This is a genomic window from Xanthobacter cornucopiae, from assembly GCF_043195065.2.
GTDB lineage: Bacteria > Pseudomonadota > Alphaproteobacteria > Rhizobiales > Xanthobacteraceae > Xanthobacter.
This window is the reverse complement of sequence record NZ_CM195531.1, coordinates 1533049-1548595: the sequence shown is the minus strand read 5'-3', so window position 1 is coordinate 1548595 and position 15547 is coordinate 1533049. Positions and strand designations below refer to the sequence as shown.

At 69.3% G+C, this 15547-nt stretch carries 13 protein-coding genes; 9 read left to right on the top strand and 4 right to left on the bottom strand.

Annotation, left to right across the window (positions count from 1 at the left end; genetic code table 11):
* The first annotated feature begins 262 nt into the window (after positions 1–262).
* Positions 263–988, top strand: a complete 726-nt coding sequence (locus V5F53_RS06965) for a FadR/GntR family transcriptional regulator (protein WP_393996681.1) — start codon at positions 263–265, stop codon at positions 986–988.
* Here the strand turns inward: V5F53_RS06965 and V5F53_RS06960 are convergent.
* Positions 972–2261 carry an ABC transporter substrate-binding protein gene (locus V5F53_RS06960; protein ID WP_393996682.1) on the bottom strand — a complete coding sequence of 430 codons (1290 nt, stop codon included), beginning with the start codon at positions 2259–2261 and terminating at the stop codon, positions 972–974. The two genes, V5F53_RS06965 and V5F53_RS06960, sit on opposite strands and share 17 nt — an antisense overlap.
* Before the next feature lie 276 nt (positions 2262–2537).
* Between V5F53_RS06960 and V5F53_RS06955 the strand changes: the two genes are divergently transcribed.
* From V5F53_RS06955 to cas2e, 4 genes are all read left to right on the top strand, one after another.
* Positions 2538–3179: a type I-E CRISPR-associated protein Cas6/Cse3/CasE gene (locus tag V5F53_RS06955; protein ID WP_393996683.1), complete on the top strand. Its 642-nt coding sequence runs from the start codon at positions 2538–2540 to the stop codon at positions 3177–3179.
* Positions 3092–3283 carry a type I-E CRISPR-associated protein Cas6/Cse3/CasE gene (locus V5F53_RS06950; protein ID WP_509212981.1) on the top strand — a complete coding sequence of 64 codons (192 nt, stop codon included), beginning with the start codon at positions 3092–3094 and terminating at the stop codon, positions 3281–3283. The genes V5F53_RS06955 and V5F53_RS06950 overlap by 88 nt, the downstream gene beginning before the upstream one ends.
* Before the next feature lie 181 nt (positions 3284–3464).
* Positions 3465–3680, top strand: coding sequence for a hypothetical protein (locus V5F53_RS06945; RefSeq protein ID WP_393996685.1), 216 nt, complete (start codon positions 3465–3467; stop codon positions 3678–3680).
* A 7-nt stretch (positions 3681–3687) separates the two neighbouring features.
* Positions 3688–4029, top strand: a complete 342-nt coding sequence (gene cas2e, locus V5F53_RS06940; RefSeq protein WP_393996686.1) for a type I-E CRISPR-associated endoribonuclease Cas2e — start codon at positions 3688–3690, stop codon at positions 4027–4029.
* Positions 4030–4317: 288 nt separating this feature from the next.
* Here the strand turns inward: cas2e and V5F53_RS06935 are convergent, their stop codons facing one another.
* A complete protein-coding gene (locus tag V5F53_RS06935) occupies positions 4318–4599 on the bottom strand; it encodes a hypothetical protein (protein ID WP_393996687.1) in 282 nt (93 codons plus the stop codon).
* A gap of 648 nt (positions 4600–5247) precedes the next feature.
* The gene (locus V5F53_RS06930) at positions 5248–5928 is read right to left on the bottom strand and encodes a response regulator transcription factor (RefSeq protein ID WP_393996688.1); all 681 of its coding nucleotides are present in this window, start codon (positions 5926–5928) and stop codon (positions 5248–5250) included.
* 93 nt (positions 5929–6021) lie between these two features.
* Between V5F53_RS06930 and V5F53_RS06925 the strand changes: the two genes are divergently transcribed.
* The 4 genes from V5F53_RS06925 to V5F53_RS06910 all read left to right on the top strand — a co-directional run bounded on the left by V5F53_RS06925 (position 6022) and on the right by V5F53_RS06910 (position 13461).
* The gene (locus tag V5F53_RS06925; RefSeq protein WP_393996689.1) at positions 6022–6765 is read left to right on the top strand and encodes a response regulator; all 744 of its coding nucleotides are present in this window, start codon (positions 6022–6024) and stop codon (positions 6763–6765) included.
* A gap of 174 nt (positions 6766–6939) precedes the next feature.
* On the top strand, positions 6940–7362 hold the full coding sequence (locus V5F53_RS06920) for a globin domain-containing protein (protein ID WP_393996690.1): 423 nt from the start codon (positions 6940–6942) through the stop codon (positions 7360–7362).
* Between the two features lie 286 nt (positions 7363–7648).
* The gene (locus tag V5F53_RS06915) at positions 7649–10780 is read left to right on the top strand and encodes a PAS domain S-box protein (RefSeq protein ID WP_393996691.1); all 3132 of its coding nucleotides are present in this window, start codon (positions 7649–7651) and stop codon (positions 10778–10780) included.
* 482 nt (positions 10781–11262) lie between these two features.
* The gene (locus tag V5F53_RS06910; protein WP_393996692.1) at positions 11263–13461 is read left to right on the top strand and encodes a calcium-binding protein; all 2199 of its coding nucleotides are present in this window, start codon (positions 11263–11265) and stop codon (positions 13459–13461) included.
* A 54-nt stretch (positions 13462–13515) separates the two neighbouring features.
* Here the strand turns inward: V5F53_RS06910 and poxB are convergent, their stop codons facing one another.
* Entirely contained in the window at positions 13516–15252 is a 1737-nt protein-coding gene (poxB, locus tag V5F53_RS06905) for a ubiquinone-dependent pyruvate dehydrogenase (RefSeq protein WP_393996693.1), read from the bottom strand.
* Positions 15253–15547 lie beyond the last annotated feature (295 nt).

Sequence of the window (15547 nt, the reverse complement as noted above, 5' to 3'; positions counted from 1 at the left end):
GCCACCCAGTGCCGCCCCACGGCACAGCCAGACCAATGCTGCTGAAGAAATAGGCAGCAAGATTTTGCGGGCACGACATGGCACGGAACCGCACCTCGCCGCCCTATGGCGGAATGCGGCGCGGCGACTGCTGGCCAAGGCGACGGAAGGGCATTACATTTGGGCTTCTATCCGGATCGCGCCGCGGTCCCTCCTTCGCCAACCGGCGCTTTCGCTTCAAGACACCCTCGACTCGGCTCGGGTGACAGCAAGGGACCTCATCTTGGCCACTTCCCCTCGCCGCGCGGCTGCGGCGGCCCCGAGCGAGCCCGTCGTCGGCGCGACGGTTCAATATGTTCTCGACACCCTGGTCATGCGCATCACCGCCCAGGAATATGGGGTGGATGAGCGCCTGCCCTCGGAACGGCAGCTGGCACAGGACCTTGGCGTCGCCCGCAATACGGTGCGCGAGGCGCTGGACCAGCTGGAGGAGCGCGGTCTGATCCGCCGGCGGGCGGGTTCCGGGTCCTTCGTCACCTACGACCCCAACGGCACCCGCGATTCGGTGTCCGCGGTCGCAGCGGAGACCGGTCCGCTTCAGCTGCAGGTGGTGCGCGGCATCCTGGAGCCCGAAATGGTGCGACTCGCCATCATCAGCATGTCGCCCCGCCAGATCGAGGCGCTGGGTGTGATCCTCTCAGAAATGGAAGCGGTGCAGACCGACGCCAGCGCCTTCGTGCGGCTGGAGGAGGAATTCCACCGGCAGATCGCCGCTGGCACCGGAAATCCGCTGCTGATCGCCTGCTACAACCTGGTCATCGACGCGCGCCACCAGTCGTTCCGGGCGGCCATGTACCGGCGGCACCTCACGCCAAACCGCATCGCCGCTTACCAGCGCGGCTATAATGCCCTGTTCAACGCCATCGCCGCCCGCGACGTGGAAGAGGCGAGCGAATTCATGAAGCTGACCCTGATCGAGGATCAAAAGCTGCTCATGCAGGAAGACTGAGCGGCTCCGCCGGGCGCGCCGCCAGCCGCTGCTGCCAGGATTGCCCCAGATCCTCCAGGTGCCGCAGCAGAACCGGCGTGTGCCGGTCCAGCCAATCGGGCACCGAGCCGAACTCCATGATGCGCGCACGCCCTTGCGTGATGGACACGACCGGCCAGCGCCCCACCAGCACATTGTCGATGCCGTAGAGCTTGTCGCCCCACCAGCGGGCGGGGCCGAAGGCGTGAGACATCTGCCGCCCGCGCTTCATGGCCGCGAGCACCGAAACCGGCTCGGTGGTGTCCGCAAGCTCCACCGCATTATGCCAGAGGTCCAGCATGGAGGCATATTCCCAGCTCACGGCGCTCCACTCGCCGGGAAAGCGGGCGTTATAGGTCTCGAAGAAGGCCTTCGGCTGGTGGAAGAAGAAGTCCGTATCGGCCAGTTCCGGGTCATCGAAATCGGGGAATTGGAAGGTGAAATTCTCCATGAACGCGGTAGAGGTGCGCGCGATCAGGCGCGGATAGTCGTCGCCGGTGCAGGTGAGGATCTGGCCGGTGAAGCCCTGGGCATGGGCGGCCTCGGTCAGCGCCTGCACCATGGGCGGCACGGACGAGCACCAGCAGCACACGTCCGGTCTTTCGGCCAGCATGGCGGCCACGATCTCGTCGGCCACCTGGGTCTGCGGAGTATAGCGGACCTCCTTCACCAGCTCGTGGCCGGCCACCTCGAAGGCGGCGCGATAGACCGCGAGGGAGGGCAGGCCCAGGCTGTCCGTCTGGCTGCACAGGGCCACCCGCCGCGCCGCCGGATAGCGGCGCTTGAGCCACTCGACGCCCGTGACGTTGTACAGCGGATGAACCTCCGCCGGCGCGATCAGATAGGGCGTATCGGGAGTCAGATCTGAGGGCATCAGAGTGGCCACCAGCACCCGCCGCTTCATCAGGAAGCTGAGCGCCGGTGCGAAGCTGTCGCCCCCCAGGGTCAGCATCAGCCGCACGCGCTGGCGTTCCACCATATCGTGGGCGGCAGCCAGGGTCGCTTCGGGGCTCTCGGTGCTGTCGTGCACGATCAGTTCTACCCGATGGCGCCGTCCGGCCACCAGCAGCCCGCCATGGGTGTTGATCCAATCCACCCAGATGCGGCAGCCATCCAGCCCCGGCCGGCCCCAGCACTCCTCAGGCCCGGACAAGGGGGCGAGCGCGCCAATGCGCAGCGGGGCCCGCTTCTGCGCGCCGAGACGCGGAAGCGAGCCGGTGACGGCAAGCCGCTGCGCAAAGGATAAGGTGGTCATGGCTCCGTCTATAGCGCCATTCCCCGCCCGCCCGATGCCTCAAATCCAGGCGTCGGCTGGCGCAGCCGAAAGCAGATGCTGCGCGTCACCCGCGTCACTCCGGCCCGCATCTGCGCACCGTCGCGGCCGGGTGCCTCGCCGAACAGGCGGCGATAGTCGCGGCTGAACTGGGACTGACGTTGCTCCCGGTTTTATCCAATCGTGAGTTCGTTTCCGACGGTTTGTGATCCCTTTCGGGCTGGTGAATCGGCGGGCACTGGCGGGGAGTTTTCCGCCTTGCGCAATCTCCTGCGGTTCGATCCTGATCTGCTGCGGTGTCGGACCTGGTTTCGGCAGGAACACCTGCTGCATCGCGACGTGGAGGATGAGGGCTATGCCTGGCATGCCCTGCTGACCGCCGCCTTCGGCCGCGATCTGGCGCCGAAGCCGTTCCGCGTGCTCGGCCGGCGCGGGCGGGCGCCGCAGCTTCTCGCCTATAGCGCCCATGATGGCGCCACCCTCGCCGCCCATGCGGATGCCTTTTGCGATCCGCTGGCCCATCAGGCGCTCAACATCGCCACGCTGGCCGGAAAGCCGATGCCGGCCTTCGCCGCCGGGCGGCGGCTCGGCTTCGAGGTGCGGGTGCGCCCGGTGGTGCGCACCGATGGCCCAGGTGGGCGCGACAGCGTTGCCGAGCGCGATGCCTATGCGGCGGCGTGCGCCCGGGCGGGGGCGGGGCCGCGTCCCGATCCGGCCGACGTATTCGCGGACTGGACCCAAGCCCGCCTCGCCGCCGGGGGGGGGGGGCCGAGGTCGCGGCCATCCGGCTCGATGCCATCGCCGGCGACAAGGTGCTGCGCCGGGGCGCGCCGGGGGCCGGCGGGGGCCGCCCGCTGGTGGCCATCAGCGGGCATTCCGCCGTGCTGGTGGGCACGCTGAGCGTGCGGGACGCGGAAGCCTTCGGCGTCCTTCTGGCGCGAGGCGTGGGCCGGCATCGGGCGTTCGGCTACGGCATGCTGCTGCTTTCACCGCCGGAGGCCTGAATGCGGCCTGGACGCCTGGGGCTGGAAACTGCGCGGCTGCCCCATTCGGACCGCCACGGTCTGGTCAGCCTCGACCGGGGGCGGCTGACCGTGGAAGAGGGCTGCCTGACGTTCGAGTGCGCGGGCGGCGGCGCTGGCGCAGAAGCGGCCGGGCGAAAACCTGGAGCGCCTGGCGCGGCGCATGACCGGGGAGCGGCTGCGGCGCGACGGGGTGATTTCCGCCCTCATCGACCACATCAAGGTGCTGTTGGCCGAACCCTCCGCGGAGGAGGCCGCCCGCCCGGCCGCGCGCCGGCCCGCCCAGGACACGGGGGCGGAGGGACCGCGGGAGACGGGAACCGGGGCGGCGGGAGACGCTGACGCGGGAGAAGCGGAGGCGAGAGAAGCGGAGAATTGAAATGCCCATGACGGTCGTGATCACCCGGGACGTGCCGGGCCGCACGCGGGGTTTCCTGGCCTCCATCATGCCGGAGCCGGCGCCGGGCGTCTCTGCGGCGGCGGATCTGTCGAAGGCGGTGCGGGAGCGAGTGGGGGCGGTGGTGGCAGATTGGCACGGAGCGACCGTGCAGGAGTCTCTGGTGCAGGGGTCCGTGGTGCAAGGGTCCGTGATAATGATCTGGCGGGACGACAAGCAGCCCGGCGGCCTTGGCCTTGCGACCCTCGGCACCCCGCCGCGACGACTGGCGGACCTTGACGGGGGCTGGTTTCCGTGTGGCAGGGCAATCTGCCACATTTCGGCTTTTTGATAGCGCTGGCTAATCAACCCCTTAAAGCCAAGAGGCTCCCCCGCCCACGCGGGGATGGACCTACCGAGACTTCCACGATCGTCAACGCCAGCGCGGCTCCCCCGCCTACGCGGGGATGGACCCGACAGTGTGTAGGCCTGCACCGTGACCATGATGGCTCTCCCGCTTACGCGGGGATAGACCCCTGAGCTATCAGGCCTCCGACATCGTCGGATCGGCTCCCCCGCTTACGCGGGGATGGACCGCTCTCCGGCCTGCTCACCCGGTTCGACGTGGAGGCTCCCTCGCCTACGCGGGGATGGCCCCAGCCCCGGCACGGCGAAGGACATGGGCGAGAAAAGCCCGGGTATCATAGCGTTGATAATCTGTCGTCAGGGTTGGCTCAATGGCGATGATGGCATCAATGAACGGAACTGGGGCGCCATCATTGATCTTATGATTGTCGATGTCTGTGGGGCGCCCATTTTGTCTGGCAGCGGCGTGGAGCCGCTGGACCATGACGTCCCAGGCTTCAACATCCATATCAGCAACCAGTGTCGGGCCATCCTCATTCAGTTCAGCCCGTGCCATGCCGCGGCATGGATGGTGTCCCGAAGATCGCGTGGTCCTCGTTCCAGATGCGGCTCGTCCCCTGCGGCCGTCATAAGAGGGGCCGTCAGGGGGGGAGTGTGCCTCCCGCGATCCGTCGCCATGCCTGAATGCCTCACGGGCTGGCAGATCGACCTCAGGTGCTGTCAACAGGCGCCGGGTCCGATCAGCAATGTCGCGCTGGAAAGGGGCGCTCCCGCGCAATGGTTTCTCGCCTGATTAGACCCTCGGCCCCGGTCTTCGACCGGTGCCGAGGGGGCCGCGCAAGTGGGTCCGCTCAAGCGCCGCGCGGGCTTGACCCAAGGCCCGTGAGTGAGGCTCACGGGCCTTGGGTGTTAGGCATTCACGACCTGTTCAATGTCCTGCCGCGCCTCATTCGTGAGCACCTCGCCGCCGGGGAGCCACGCCTTCTCGATCACCTCCCACTGTGGGACCCGGACCGGCAATGCGTCAGGCCGATGGACCGCCACATCCACACGGTCCCGCCGGTTCGCGCGGGGCGTCAGTGGGGCATCTTGAGCACGTCGAACCATCTTCACTCTCCCCACAGACCATGGTCAAACAGGCCCGGGTCAGGGGCACGGTGTCCCGAAAAGCCACACTGGGACACGGGCTCACCAGCCGCCTTGCTCAGCCAGCCCGGTTCGGTTCGTAGACATAGCCGTGGCCGCGCACGGTGCGGATGCGAGTCGTGCCGAGCTTGCGGCGCAGCCGGGCGACGCGGGAATCGATGGCACGGGCGAAGGCGTCCTCGTCCTCGCCGGGGGCCTGCTCCAGCAGCATCTCGCGCGTCAGCACCCGGCCGGGATTCTCCGCGAAGGCGCGCACCAGCGCCACCTCGCCCGCGGACAGGCGGGTGCAACTGCCTCCATGGTGCAGAACGCGCGCGGCCGCAAGGTCCACGCTCACCGTCTCGAACGTCACCAGCGACCGCCAGCGACCCTGGCGCCGGCCCAGAACCGCGCCGACGCGCGCCGCCAGCTCGCGCGGGTCCACCGGCTTCGCCACATAATCGTCGGCGCCCAGCTCCAGCCCCAGCAGGCGGTCGATGCGGTCGGGGCTGCCGGTCAGGACGATCACCGCGACATCCCTGGGGATGGCGCCATCCTGCAGCAGGTCCAGTCCGCCGCGGCCGGGAAGGTCGAGGTCCAGCAGGACCAGGTCCGCCGGCTCCCGCGCCAACCGCGATTCCAGCTCCCACGCCGTGCGCGTTACGGTAACAAGGTAGCCCAAATCGGCAAAATACTCGCCGAGCGCGTCGGCGAGGTCCGGCTCGTCGTCGGTGATCACCAATCGGGCGGGTCTCGCCATGGCCGCTTACGTCGCAGGGGGTGGAGCAAAGGCGCACTATGCGGCAAATGGAGTTCGGCGCAAGGATGGCGAAACAGCCAAGGGGGGCAGCAAATGGCCGCGACGATCGCCGTCGTCGATGACGAGAGGGATTTGCGGGACTCCATCGTCGAATATCTTCAGGACTGCGGCTTCGAGACCATCGGCGCGGCCGATGCCCTTTCCTTCCGGGCACTGGTGGCGGAGCGTCGGATCGACGTGGTGATCCTCGACGTGGCCATGCCGGGGGAGGACGGGCTGTCGCTGGCGCGCTGGCTGCGGCGCGCCGGCATTCCTCTCGGCATCATCTTCGCCACCGCTGCCGGCACCTCGGTGGATCGCATCATCGGCCTCGAGCTTGGCGCCGACGATTATGTGGTGAAGCCCTATGACCTGCGCGAACTGCTGGCGCGCATCCGCTCGGTGCTGCGGCGCATGGACGGGCCGCCGGCGGCCCCGGCGGCGGGCCTCGCCTCGCGTCCGCCGGTGGCGGGCCGCCGGCTGGCGTTCGGCGGATTCGAGCTCGATCTCGACGGCCGGCAGCTGCTGGCGGCTGGTGGTCGCGCCGTCGATCTGACGCCGCTGGAATACGATCTGCTGGAAATTCTCGCCACGCGCCCCAACCGGGTGCTCTCGCGCGCGCTGATCGCCGAGCTGGGCCGGGCCGACGCCGGCCTCGGCCCCGACGATCGGCGCATCGACATTCGCATCACCCGCCTGCGCAAGAAGATCGAGCCGGAGCCGGATCGCCCGCGCTTCATCCGCACCGTGCGGGGCGAGGGCTATGTGTTCGTGCCAGAGGGACGCCAGGGCGGTTAACCACGCCGCACCTGCGGCCGCCGGGGCGGTGGCAGGTGCGATTGAAACAATTGAAACACGGCCGCGATCACGTGTGCACGGGACGAAACCTTCCGCTGCAAGTCTGGGCTCAAGGGCGGCGTCCGCCGGCCCTCACCTGGCCACACCCTTGCCTTGCCGCTGGAAGGAGCATTCATGACCCCCTCGGACATCGCCGCCATCCGGGCCGATTTTGCCATCGTGGCGCGCGCGCCGGATGATTTCGCCGCCCGCTTCTATGCCCGTCTGTTCACCCTGGACCCCGCCCTGCGCGTCCTGTTCCCGGACGACCTGAGCGAGCAGCGGCGCAAGCTGGTGCAGGCGCTGGCGATGGTGGTGGCGGGGCTGGACCGGCTCGACGACATCCTGCCCGCGGTGCAGGGGCTCGGCGCGCGCCATGGCGATTACGGCGTGCAGCCGGAGCACTATGCCATCGTTGGCGAGGCCATCCTGGGAACCCTGGAGGAGACGCTGGGTGGTGGCTTCGGCGCCGCCAACCGCGCCGCCTGGGGCGAGGCCTATGCGACCTTGGCCGACGTCATGGTGGCGGCGAGCGAAGCGCGGGTGGTGGCGGCCTGAGCATCATCCGGATCGAGGATGGCTGGACCGTTCGCGAACGGTCCAGCCCCATCCTCGGCGGCGCGCGCCGGGCCCACCCCCGCTGGGCCCGGCGCGCGATTCTGTCCCGGACGACGGGTTGCGTCACGGCGCTGTGACCATCTTGGCGCGGGCGGCCGGGCCGGATAGGCTGCGCGGCATTCGGCGCGGCGCGCGGCCCGCCGGGTGATCCGCGCCCGGGGCGTCGCGCGCGGGGCGGCAGGCGCGTCGGCGTCGGTCTCGGTGCGACAGCGAGCGAGGGGCGAACATGGTGAGGGGCGGGCTTCCGCCGGATCGCGCCGACCGGGGGCTCAGTCGCCGCTTCCTGCTGCTGCTGCTGGCGGCTGTGGTGCCGCTGGTGCTGTTGTTGCTGGCGCAAGGCGCGCGGACCTACGAGCGGACCAGCCGCGACGTGATTTCCCGCCACGAGGATGCCCAGCTGGCGCGCCAGCGCAAGCTGGAGGAGATGGTCGGCCGGGTGCGTACCCATGTGGCGGTGATGCTCTCCTACGTGGAGAACCGCCTGCACCGGCGGGCGGACCTGCCGCCCTGGCGTGGCCGCCTGGACTGGAGCGGCGCGGCTTCGGATCCCGGCCCCGATGGCGGCGGCATCCTGTCTCCGCCCGGCCGGATCACGCCCGACGGCCGCCGCGAGCTGACCGCGGTGGAACCGATCTTCGCGCTCGCGCGCGCCAGCCATGCCGCCCATCCGTTCCTGCGCTGGAGCTATTATTTCTCGGCCCTGCGCGACTTCACCGCCATTTATCCCTGGGCGCCGCCGCAGGAGATGCTGCCCGGCGCCGATCCGACCAAGGTGTTCGACGGCTATTTCGATTACGACGTGTTCGCCCTCGGCGAGCCCAGGCGCAACCCGACCCGCACGCCGTATTGGACACCGGTCTATTGGGACGCGGGCGGCGCCGGGCTGATCGTGACCTATGCGGCGCCGGTTTGGGATGCGGACACGTTTCTCGGCATTGTCGGCACCGACGTGCTGCTCTCCACGCTGTCCGAGGACCTCGCCCGCATGCCGGCCATCGACGGCGTCGTGGTGGTGCTGGACCAGACGGGACATGTGGTCGCCACCTCCATCGACCGGCCCCTGAGCGGGCCCGACCCGGTGCCGGCCGGGGTGCTTCTGGGTTCGATCTCCACCGGGGGAACGGGCGGTCGGTTCGAGCCGCAGGGGGATCTGCTGGTCTCGGTGGTGGACATCGCCGGAACGCCCTGGCGCATGGTCATGACCATTCCCGGCGCCACCATCACCGACGCGGTGTTGGAGGAGCTCTGGCCCCATGCCGCCCTGCTGGCGGGGATTCTCGCCACCTTCGCCACCTTCGCCTTCCTGTTCGGCCGCCATTTCGTGGGGCCGGCGGTGGCGATCGCCAACTACGGCGCCCTGACCCCCCAGGAGGCGGAGGCGGTGGGCCCGCCCACGGTGCCGGACAGCTGGCGCGGCCTGAGCGCCAAGATCCGCGCCTCGTTCGCCGAGCAGACCGCCCAGGTGCGCCAGATGCGCGCCATGATCGACGGCATTCCGCTGCGGGCGGTCTATGTGGACGCGGCGCTGTTCTATCGCGACGCCAATCGCGAGTTCCTGGACTTTGTCGGCCGCAGCCGGGACCAGGTGATCGGCCGGCGCGTGCGCGAGGTGCTGGGGGCGCTGGTGGAGGAGGAATATCGCCGCCTCGCCCCAAGTATCCGGCGCGGCGATCTCGGCCGGTGGGAGGGCTGGATCGACTTCCTGGAGCAGGGGCGCCGCTATCTGCAGGTGTCGGTCCTGCCCTTCACCGCAGCCGGCGAGACGGAACCGGGATTCCTGACCTTCACGCGCGATCTCACCGAGCTGAAGAAGGCCGAGCACGAGGCGGCGGAAAGCCTGGAGGCGCTGGCATCCAGCGAGGCCCTGCACCGCTCCATCGTGCTGTCGGCGCTCGACGGCATCATCGTGATGGATGGCGAGGGAATCACCCGCGAGTTCAATCCCGCCGCCGAGGCCATGTTTGGCCGCCGCGCCGACCGGGTCATCGGCAAGCCCATCGCCGACGTCATCATTCCCCCGGCGCTGCGGGAGGCGCACCGCTCGGGACTGGCCCGCTACCTGTCCACCGGTCTCGCCCGGGTGGTGGGACGGCGCATCGAAGTGACGGCGCTTCATGCCGACGGCTCCGAGCTGCCGGTGGAACTGACGGTCACCGAGGTCATGCAGGGGGAGCACCGTCTGTTCACCTCCCACATCCGCGACCTGAGGGAGCAGAAGCGTCTGGCCCGCGAGATCGAGGCGGGCCGGGAGCGGCTGCACCATGTGGAGAAGCTCTCGGCCATGGGCTCGCTGCTGGCCAGCGTCGCCCATGAACTGAACAATCCGCTCGCCATCGTCATCGCCCAGTCCACCCTGCTGGCCAGCAAGGCCGACAATGAGGGCACCCGCCAGCGCGCCGAGCGCATCCGCGCCGCCGCCGACCGCTGCGGCCGCATCGTCAAGAGCTTCCTCGCCATGGCGCGCCAGAAGCCGCCGGTGCGCGAGCCGCTCGACATGGACGAGGTGGTGAGGAACGCCCTGGAGATGCTGGGCTATGGCCTGCGGTCATCGGGGGTCGAGGTGGAGACGGAGCTGGCGCGGCCGTTGCCCACCATCCTCGCCGACCGCGACCTCATGAGCCAGGTGGTGAGCAACCTGCTGCTGAATGCGCAGCAGGCCCTGGTGGAGCAGCCCCCACCGCGCCGCATCCGCATCCGCGCCCGGCGCGAGGGCGACATGCTGGCGATCCAGATCGCCGATAACGGGCCCGGCGTGTCGCCGGAGATCGCCGCGCGCATCTTCGATCCCTATTTCACCACCAAGGCCGCCGGCGTGGGCACCGGCATCGGCCTGTCCATCTCGCGCAACATCGTCGCCTCCCATGGCGGCGAGCTCCGGCTCGCCGCGCGGCCGGAGGGCGGGGCCGCGTTCGAAATCCGCCTGCCTGTATCCGGAGCGCCGAGCGCGGATAGCGCGGAGGACGCGCCCGCCGCCGCGTCCCCGGGGCTCGACATCCTGATCGTCGATGACGAACCCGACGTCGCGGCGAGCCTCGCCGAGATGGCCGACATGCTGGGCCATCGCGCCACGGTGGTGGACGGCCCGGCCGCCGCCTTGGCCCTGGTGGAAGGCGGCGCCGCGTTCGACGTGCTGCTCACCGACCTGCGGATGCCGGGCATCGATGGGGTGTCGTTCCTGGAGCGGCTCGCGCAGGTGCGGCCGCAGCTGGCGCGGCGGGCGGTGGTGGTCACAGGCGATACCGTTGCCGGCCCGTCACGTCTCGCCGCCCTCGGTCGCACCGACATCGTGACCCTCGAGAAGCCGTTCGGCCCCGACGACGTGGCCGCGGCCCTCGAGCGGGTGCAGGCTGACGCCTAGATCGTCTGCGCGCCGGTGCCACTCGGGGAGAGCCGGTCGCGATCCGGGGCATCGGGATGAGCCGCCGCCAGCCTTGGCGGGTGCGCCGGCGGCGAACCCTCTCCCCAGGGACCGCGATGCGGCAGCGCCGGGGGCGTCGCAGCACCTCACCCGTTCGCTTTCCGGGGCTTGCGGGCCCCATCTCCATCCTTGTTTTGGGCACGGCGTCTTGGGCACGGCGTCTTGGGCACGCGTCTTGGGCACAGCGCGCCCGCGGCCCGCGGCTGCCCTGCGCCGGCCTGCGCGGCGCGGGGCGTTTGTGTCGGTCCCGGCGGGCGGTTGCGCGAAACAAATGAAACGGAGCCGCGTCCGGCCGTGTCCGGCGCGAAACACGAGGCCGTCAAAGTCCTCCCATCGGACCCGCGGACCTGAGGTCGGCGGCGTCCATGCGCGGCGGCGTCCACGGGCGTCCCCGCCAGCGTTCCGAACCGATGGAGATCAAAATGCCCCCGATCACGATCAACCTGACCAGCAGCAAAGACATCTGGACCGCCCCCGACAACAGCGATTACCTGATCTATGCGAACGCCGGCGACGACACGGTCACCGGCGGCGGTGGCAATGACACGCTATTCGGCGCCGGCGGCAACGACGCGCTGTGGGGCCGGGCCGGCGACGATACGCTCTACGGCGGCCTGGACAACGACACCCTCGACGGCGGTGAAGGCAATGACCGCCTGTTCGGCGAAGCCGGCAACGACCTGCTGTATGGCGGCCTCGGTGACGACGTGCTGGACGGCGGCGCCGGCAAGGATACGCTCCACGGCGGCGCCGGCAACGATACGCTCTATGGCACCGACCAAGATGCGCTGTTCGGCGACGAGGGCAATGACACCTACTATGTCACCTCCTCGGTGACGGTGTTCGAGGCGGCCGGCGGCGGCTACGACACGGTCCGCACGACGAGCAGCTATTATACCCTCGGCGCCAATGTCGAAGCGCTGGTTCTGCTCTCCGACGGCGCCAGCGGCTATGGCAACGCCTTGGCCAACGACATCACCGGTTCCAACGGCAGCAATGTCCTGCGCGGCTACGACGGCAACGACCGGCTGTGGGGCAACAATGGCGACGACTACCTGTGGGGCGGCAACCATGACGACATCCTGGTCGGTGGCAACGGCAACGACCAGCTCTACGGGGAGAATGGCGCCGACACCCTCAATGGCGGAGCGGGCAACGACTTTGCCTATGGCGGCTCCGGCGACGACAATTTGTCCGGCGGAAGCGGGAACGACACGCTGTCCGGTGGCGCCGGCCGCGACCTGCTGTCCGGCGGTAGCGGCAATGACACCATGACCGGCGAGGACGACAACGACCAGCTGTTCGGGGATGGCGGAAATGACTATCTCCAGGGCCAGGGCGGCCATGACCTGCTGTGGGGCGGGGAAGGCAACGATCGCCTCTACGGCGGCGAGGGCAACGACACCCTGCGCGGCGAGGATGGCGACGACCTCCTGGACGGCGGCTCGGGCGTCAACACGCTGCTCGGTGGCGCCGGCAGCGACATCTATTATGTGCGTTCCGCCAGCGACACGGTGACCGACACCGGCATTTATTACACCGATCAGGACGAAGTCCGCAGCTATCTCACCAGCTACACGCTCGGCTCCGACATCGAGAACCTCACCGCCCTGCTCGCTGATGATTTCAAGGGCACCGGCAACAAGCACGCCAATATCATCAAGGGCGACGACGGCAACGACACGCTGGACGGTCGCGCCGGCAACGACACGTTGATCGGCGGCGTCGGCAACGACACGCTGATCGGCGGCGAGGGCGACGACCGCCTCGTGGGGGGCTCCGGGGCCGATGTGCTCAACGGGGGCAACGGCTTCGATACCATCGACTATTCCGGCCAGGCCAATGCCGGCATTGCCGCCGACCTCGCCGCCCAGACCGTGTCCGGCGGCGACGCCACCGGCGACACCCTGTTCAACATCGAGGGCGTGATCGGCACAAAATACAACGACACGCTGCGCGGCAGCGCCACCTCGGATTGCCTCGTGGGTGGTGCCGGCAACGACCAGATCTACGGCAGCGCCGGCGCCGACGTGCTCGAAGGCGGTGCCGGAACCTATGATTCCCTTCACTACTCGGGATCGACCGCGGGCGTCGTGGTCAACCTCGCCACCTGGACCGCGTCTGGCGGCTTCGCGGAGGGCGACACCATTTCCGGCTTCGAGAATGTGATCGGCTCGGACTTCGATGACAAGCTCACCGGTGACGACGGCGCCAACAGCCTCCACGGCAATGCTGGCCGCGATACCCTGTCCGGTGGTGGCGGAAAGGACTATCTCTATGGCGGCGCCGGCAAGGACGTGATCTCCGGCGATGCGGGCGACGATGTCATCTACGCCGGCGCCGATGCCGATCTGATCGCCGGCGGCACCGGCAACGACATCCTCTGGGGCGAGGGGGGCGCCGACACCTTCATCTTCGTCAAGGGGGCGGGCAACGACGTCATCCGCGACTTCGAGGACGGCGCGGATCGCATCCGCCTCGCCGGCCGCACCTGGGCCGACGTGTCGCTGGTCGATGGCGCCGACGGTGTCACCGTCACCTTCCAGAACAGCGCCGACACCATCGTGCTGAGCGGCGTGGGCATCGCCGCCATCAGCGAAGCGGACTTCGTGTTCGTCTGATCCGCGCCACCCCCGCCCCCTCAGACGGGGCGGGGGTGGCCGTTCGACTGCCGGTCAGCGCGGCAGCAGGTTTTGCTTTGCGAGGTCGAGCACTTCGTCGCCGCGCCCGCTCATCACCGCCCGCAGCAGCCACAGGCTGAACCCCTTGGCCTGCTGCAGGCCGATGGTGGGGGGAAGCGACAGCTCCTGCGTCGCCGTCACCACGTCGAGCACCGCCGGCCCGTCATGGGCCAGCACGTCGGCCACCGCCGCCGGCAGGTCGCCGGGGTCCTCCACGCGAATGCCGTGAATGCCCATGGCGCGGGCCATGGCGGCGAAGTCGGGGTTGTCGAGCTTGGTGCCCAGCTCCACGAAGCCCGCCGCCTTCATCTCCAGCGCCACGAACCCCAGGGTGCCGTTGTTGAAGATCACGATTTTCACCGGCACCTGTTCCTGGCGCAGCGTAATCAGGTCCCCCATCAGCATGGTGAAGCCGCCGTCGCCCGACAGCGAGACCACCTGCCGCTCCGGACGGGCGGTCTTGATGCCGATGGCCTGGGGCAGGGCATTGGCCATGGAGCCGTGCACCAGCGAGCCCACCAGCCGCCGCTTGCCGTTCATCTTGAGGTAGCGCGCGGCCCAGATGGTCGGGGTGCCCACATCGAAGGTGAACACCGCGTCTTCGGCTGCAAGATCGCTCACCACCTTGGCCAGATACTGGGGGTGAATGGGCGGGCGTCCCGGCGTGCCCCGTGCCAGGTCGTCGAGCCCCTTGCGCGAGGACTGGTAGTGCGCCAGGGCGTCGTCGAGATGGCGGCGGTCGGCCTTGGCGGCGAGGCGCGGCAGCAGCGCCGCAAGGGTCGCGCGCACGTCGCCCACCAGGCCGAGATCGAGCTTGCAGCGCCGGCCGAGCTGGCCGGGGCGAATGTCCACCTGGGCGATGCGGATGCCGGTGGGCAGGAACTGCTTGTAGGGAAAGTCGGTGCCCAGCAGCAGCAGGGTGTCACAGGCGTGCATGGCCTCGTAGCCGGAGGGGAAGCCGATGAAGCCCGTCATGCCCACGTCGTAGGGATTGTCATACTCCACATGGTCCTTGCCGCCGAGGGCGTGGACGATGGGGCTCTTGAGGGTCTCGGCCAGGGCCATCAGCTCGGTGTGGGCGCCGGCGCAGCCCCGGCCGCAGAACAGCGTCACGCGCTGGGCTGCGTTCAGCAGCCCGGCCAAAGCGTCGAGCTCGGCGGGAGCCGGGGTGACCACCGGCACCGGGGGCAGCAGGCCGGCGGCCGGCGTCACCGCCCGCTCGGGCGCGGGGCTCAAGGCCACGTCGCCGGGAATGACCACCACCGCCACGCCGCGCTCGCCCACGGCGGCGCGAATGGCATTCTCCAGCACGTAGGGCATCTGCGCGGGGTCGGATACCATCTCGCAATAGACGCTGCACTCGCGGAAGAGGTTCTGCGGATGGGTTTCCTGGAAATAGCCGCCGCCGATCTCCGCCGAGGGGATCTGCGCGGCGATGGCCAGCACCGGCGTGCGGCTGCGCTGGGCATCGAACAGGCCGTTGATGAGGTGCAGGTTGCCCGGGCCGCAGGAGCCGGCGCACACCGCGAGCTGGCCGGTGATCTGGGCTTCGCCCGCGGCCGCGAACGCTGCGGCTTCCTCATGGCGCACATGCACCCAGCGAATGCCGCCAGTGCGGCGCAGGGCCTCCGTCAGGCCGTTGAGGCTGTCGCCGACGACGCCATAGATGCGTTCCACGCCAGCTTGGTCGAGGGTCTCGACGATCTGGTCGGCGATGTTTCGTGACGCCATGGAGGTCTTCCCGCAACAGAGGAGCAATGGTGAGGAACAGGGCCACGCCCTGTCGGCGGCCGGCAGTGTAGAGGCTGGCGGAGGAGCCGAACAGCGCGCGGGGACCGGTTCCAGGGGATGACCCGACCAGATCAATGCCGGCGGCGCGGCCCCGTGCTACGGCACCCAGCGTGCGGGCCCGGCCGGCTTGACCGTGGGCTTGCAGGCCGTAGAAGGGGCTGAGCCACCGCAGTAGCCAGGTGGAGCTTAAGGGCTCCGCGCCAAAGGGTGTGACATGTCGATCAAGGCAATTGTT

Bases quoted from the DNA above. Each gene is read 5' to 3' on its own strand.
- V5F53_RS06930 (WP_393996688.1), bottom strand. From the start codon at position 5,928: ATGGCGAGACCCGCCCGATTGGTGATCACCGACGACGAGCCGGACCTC.
- poxB (WP_393996693.1), bottom strand. From the start codon at position 15,252: ATGGCGTCACGAAACATCGCCGACCAGATCGTCGAGACCCTCGACCAA.
- V5F53_RS06945 (WP_393996685.1), top strand. From the start codon at position 3,465: ATGACCGGGGAGCGGCTGCGGCGCGACGGGGTGATTTCCGCCCTCATC.
- V5F53_RS06960 (WP_393996682.1), bottom strand. From the start codon at position 2,261: ATGACCACCTTATCCTTTGCGCAGCGGCTTGCCGTCACCGGCTCGCTT.
- V5F53_RS06920 (WP_393996690.1), top strand. From the start codon at position 6,940: ATGACCCCCTCGGACATCGCCGCCATCCGGGCCGATTTTGCCATCGTG.
- V5F53_RS06910 (WP_393996692.1), top strand. From the start codon at position 11,263: ATGCCCCCGATCACGATCAACCTGACCAGCAGCAAAGACATCTGGACC.
- V5F53_RS06915 (WP_393996691.1), top strand. From the start codon at position 7,649: ATGGTGAGGGGCGGGCTTCCGCCGGATCGCGCCGACCGGGGGCTCAGT.
- V5F53_RS06935 (WP_393996687.1), bottom strand. From the start codon at position 4,599: ATGGCACGGGCTGAACTGAATGAGGATGGCCCGACACTGGTTGCTGAT.
- V5F53_RS06925 (WP_393996689.1), top strand. From the start codon at position 6,022: ATGGCCGCGACGATCGCCGTCGTCGATGACGAGAGGGATTTGCGGGAC.
- cas2e (WP_393996686.1), top strand. From the start codon at position 3,688: ATGACGGTCGTGATCACCCGGGACGTGCCGGGCCGCACGCGGGGTTTC.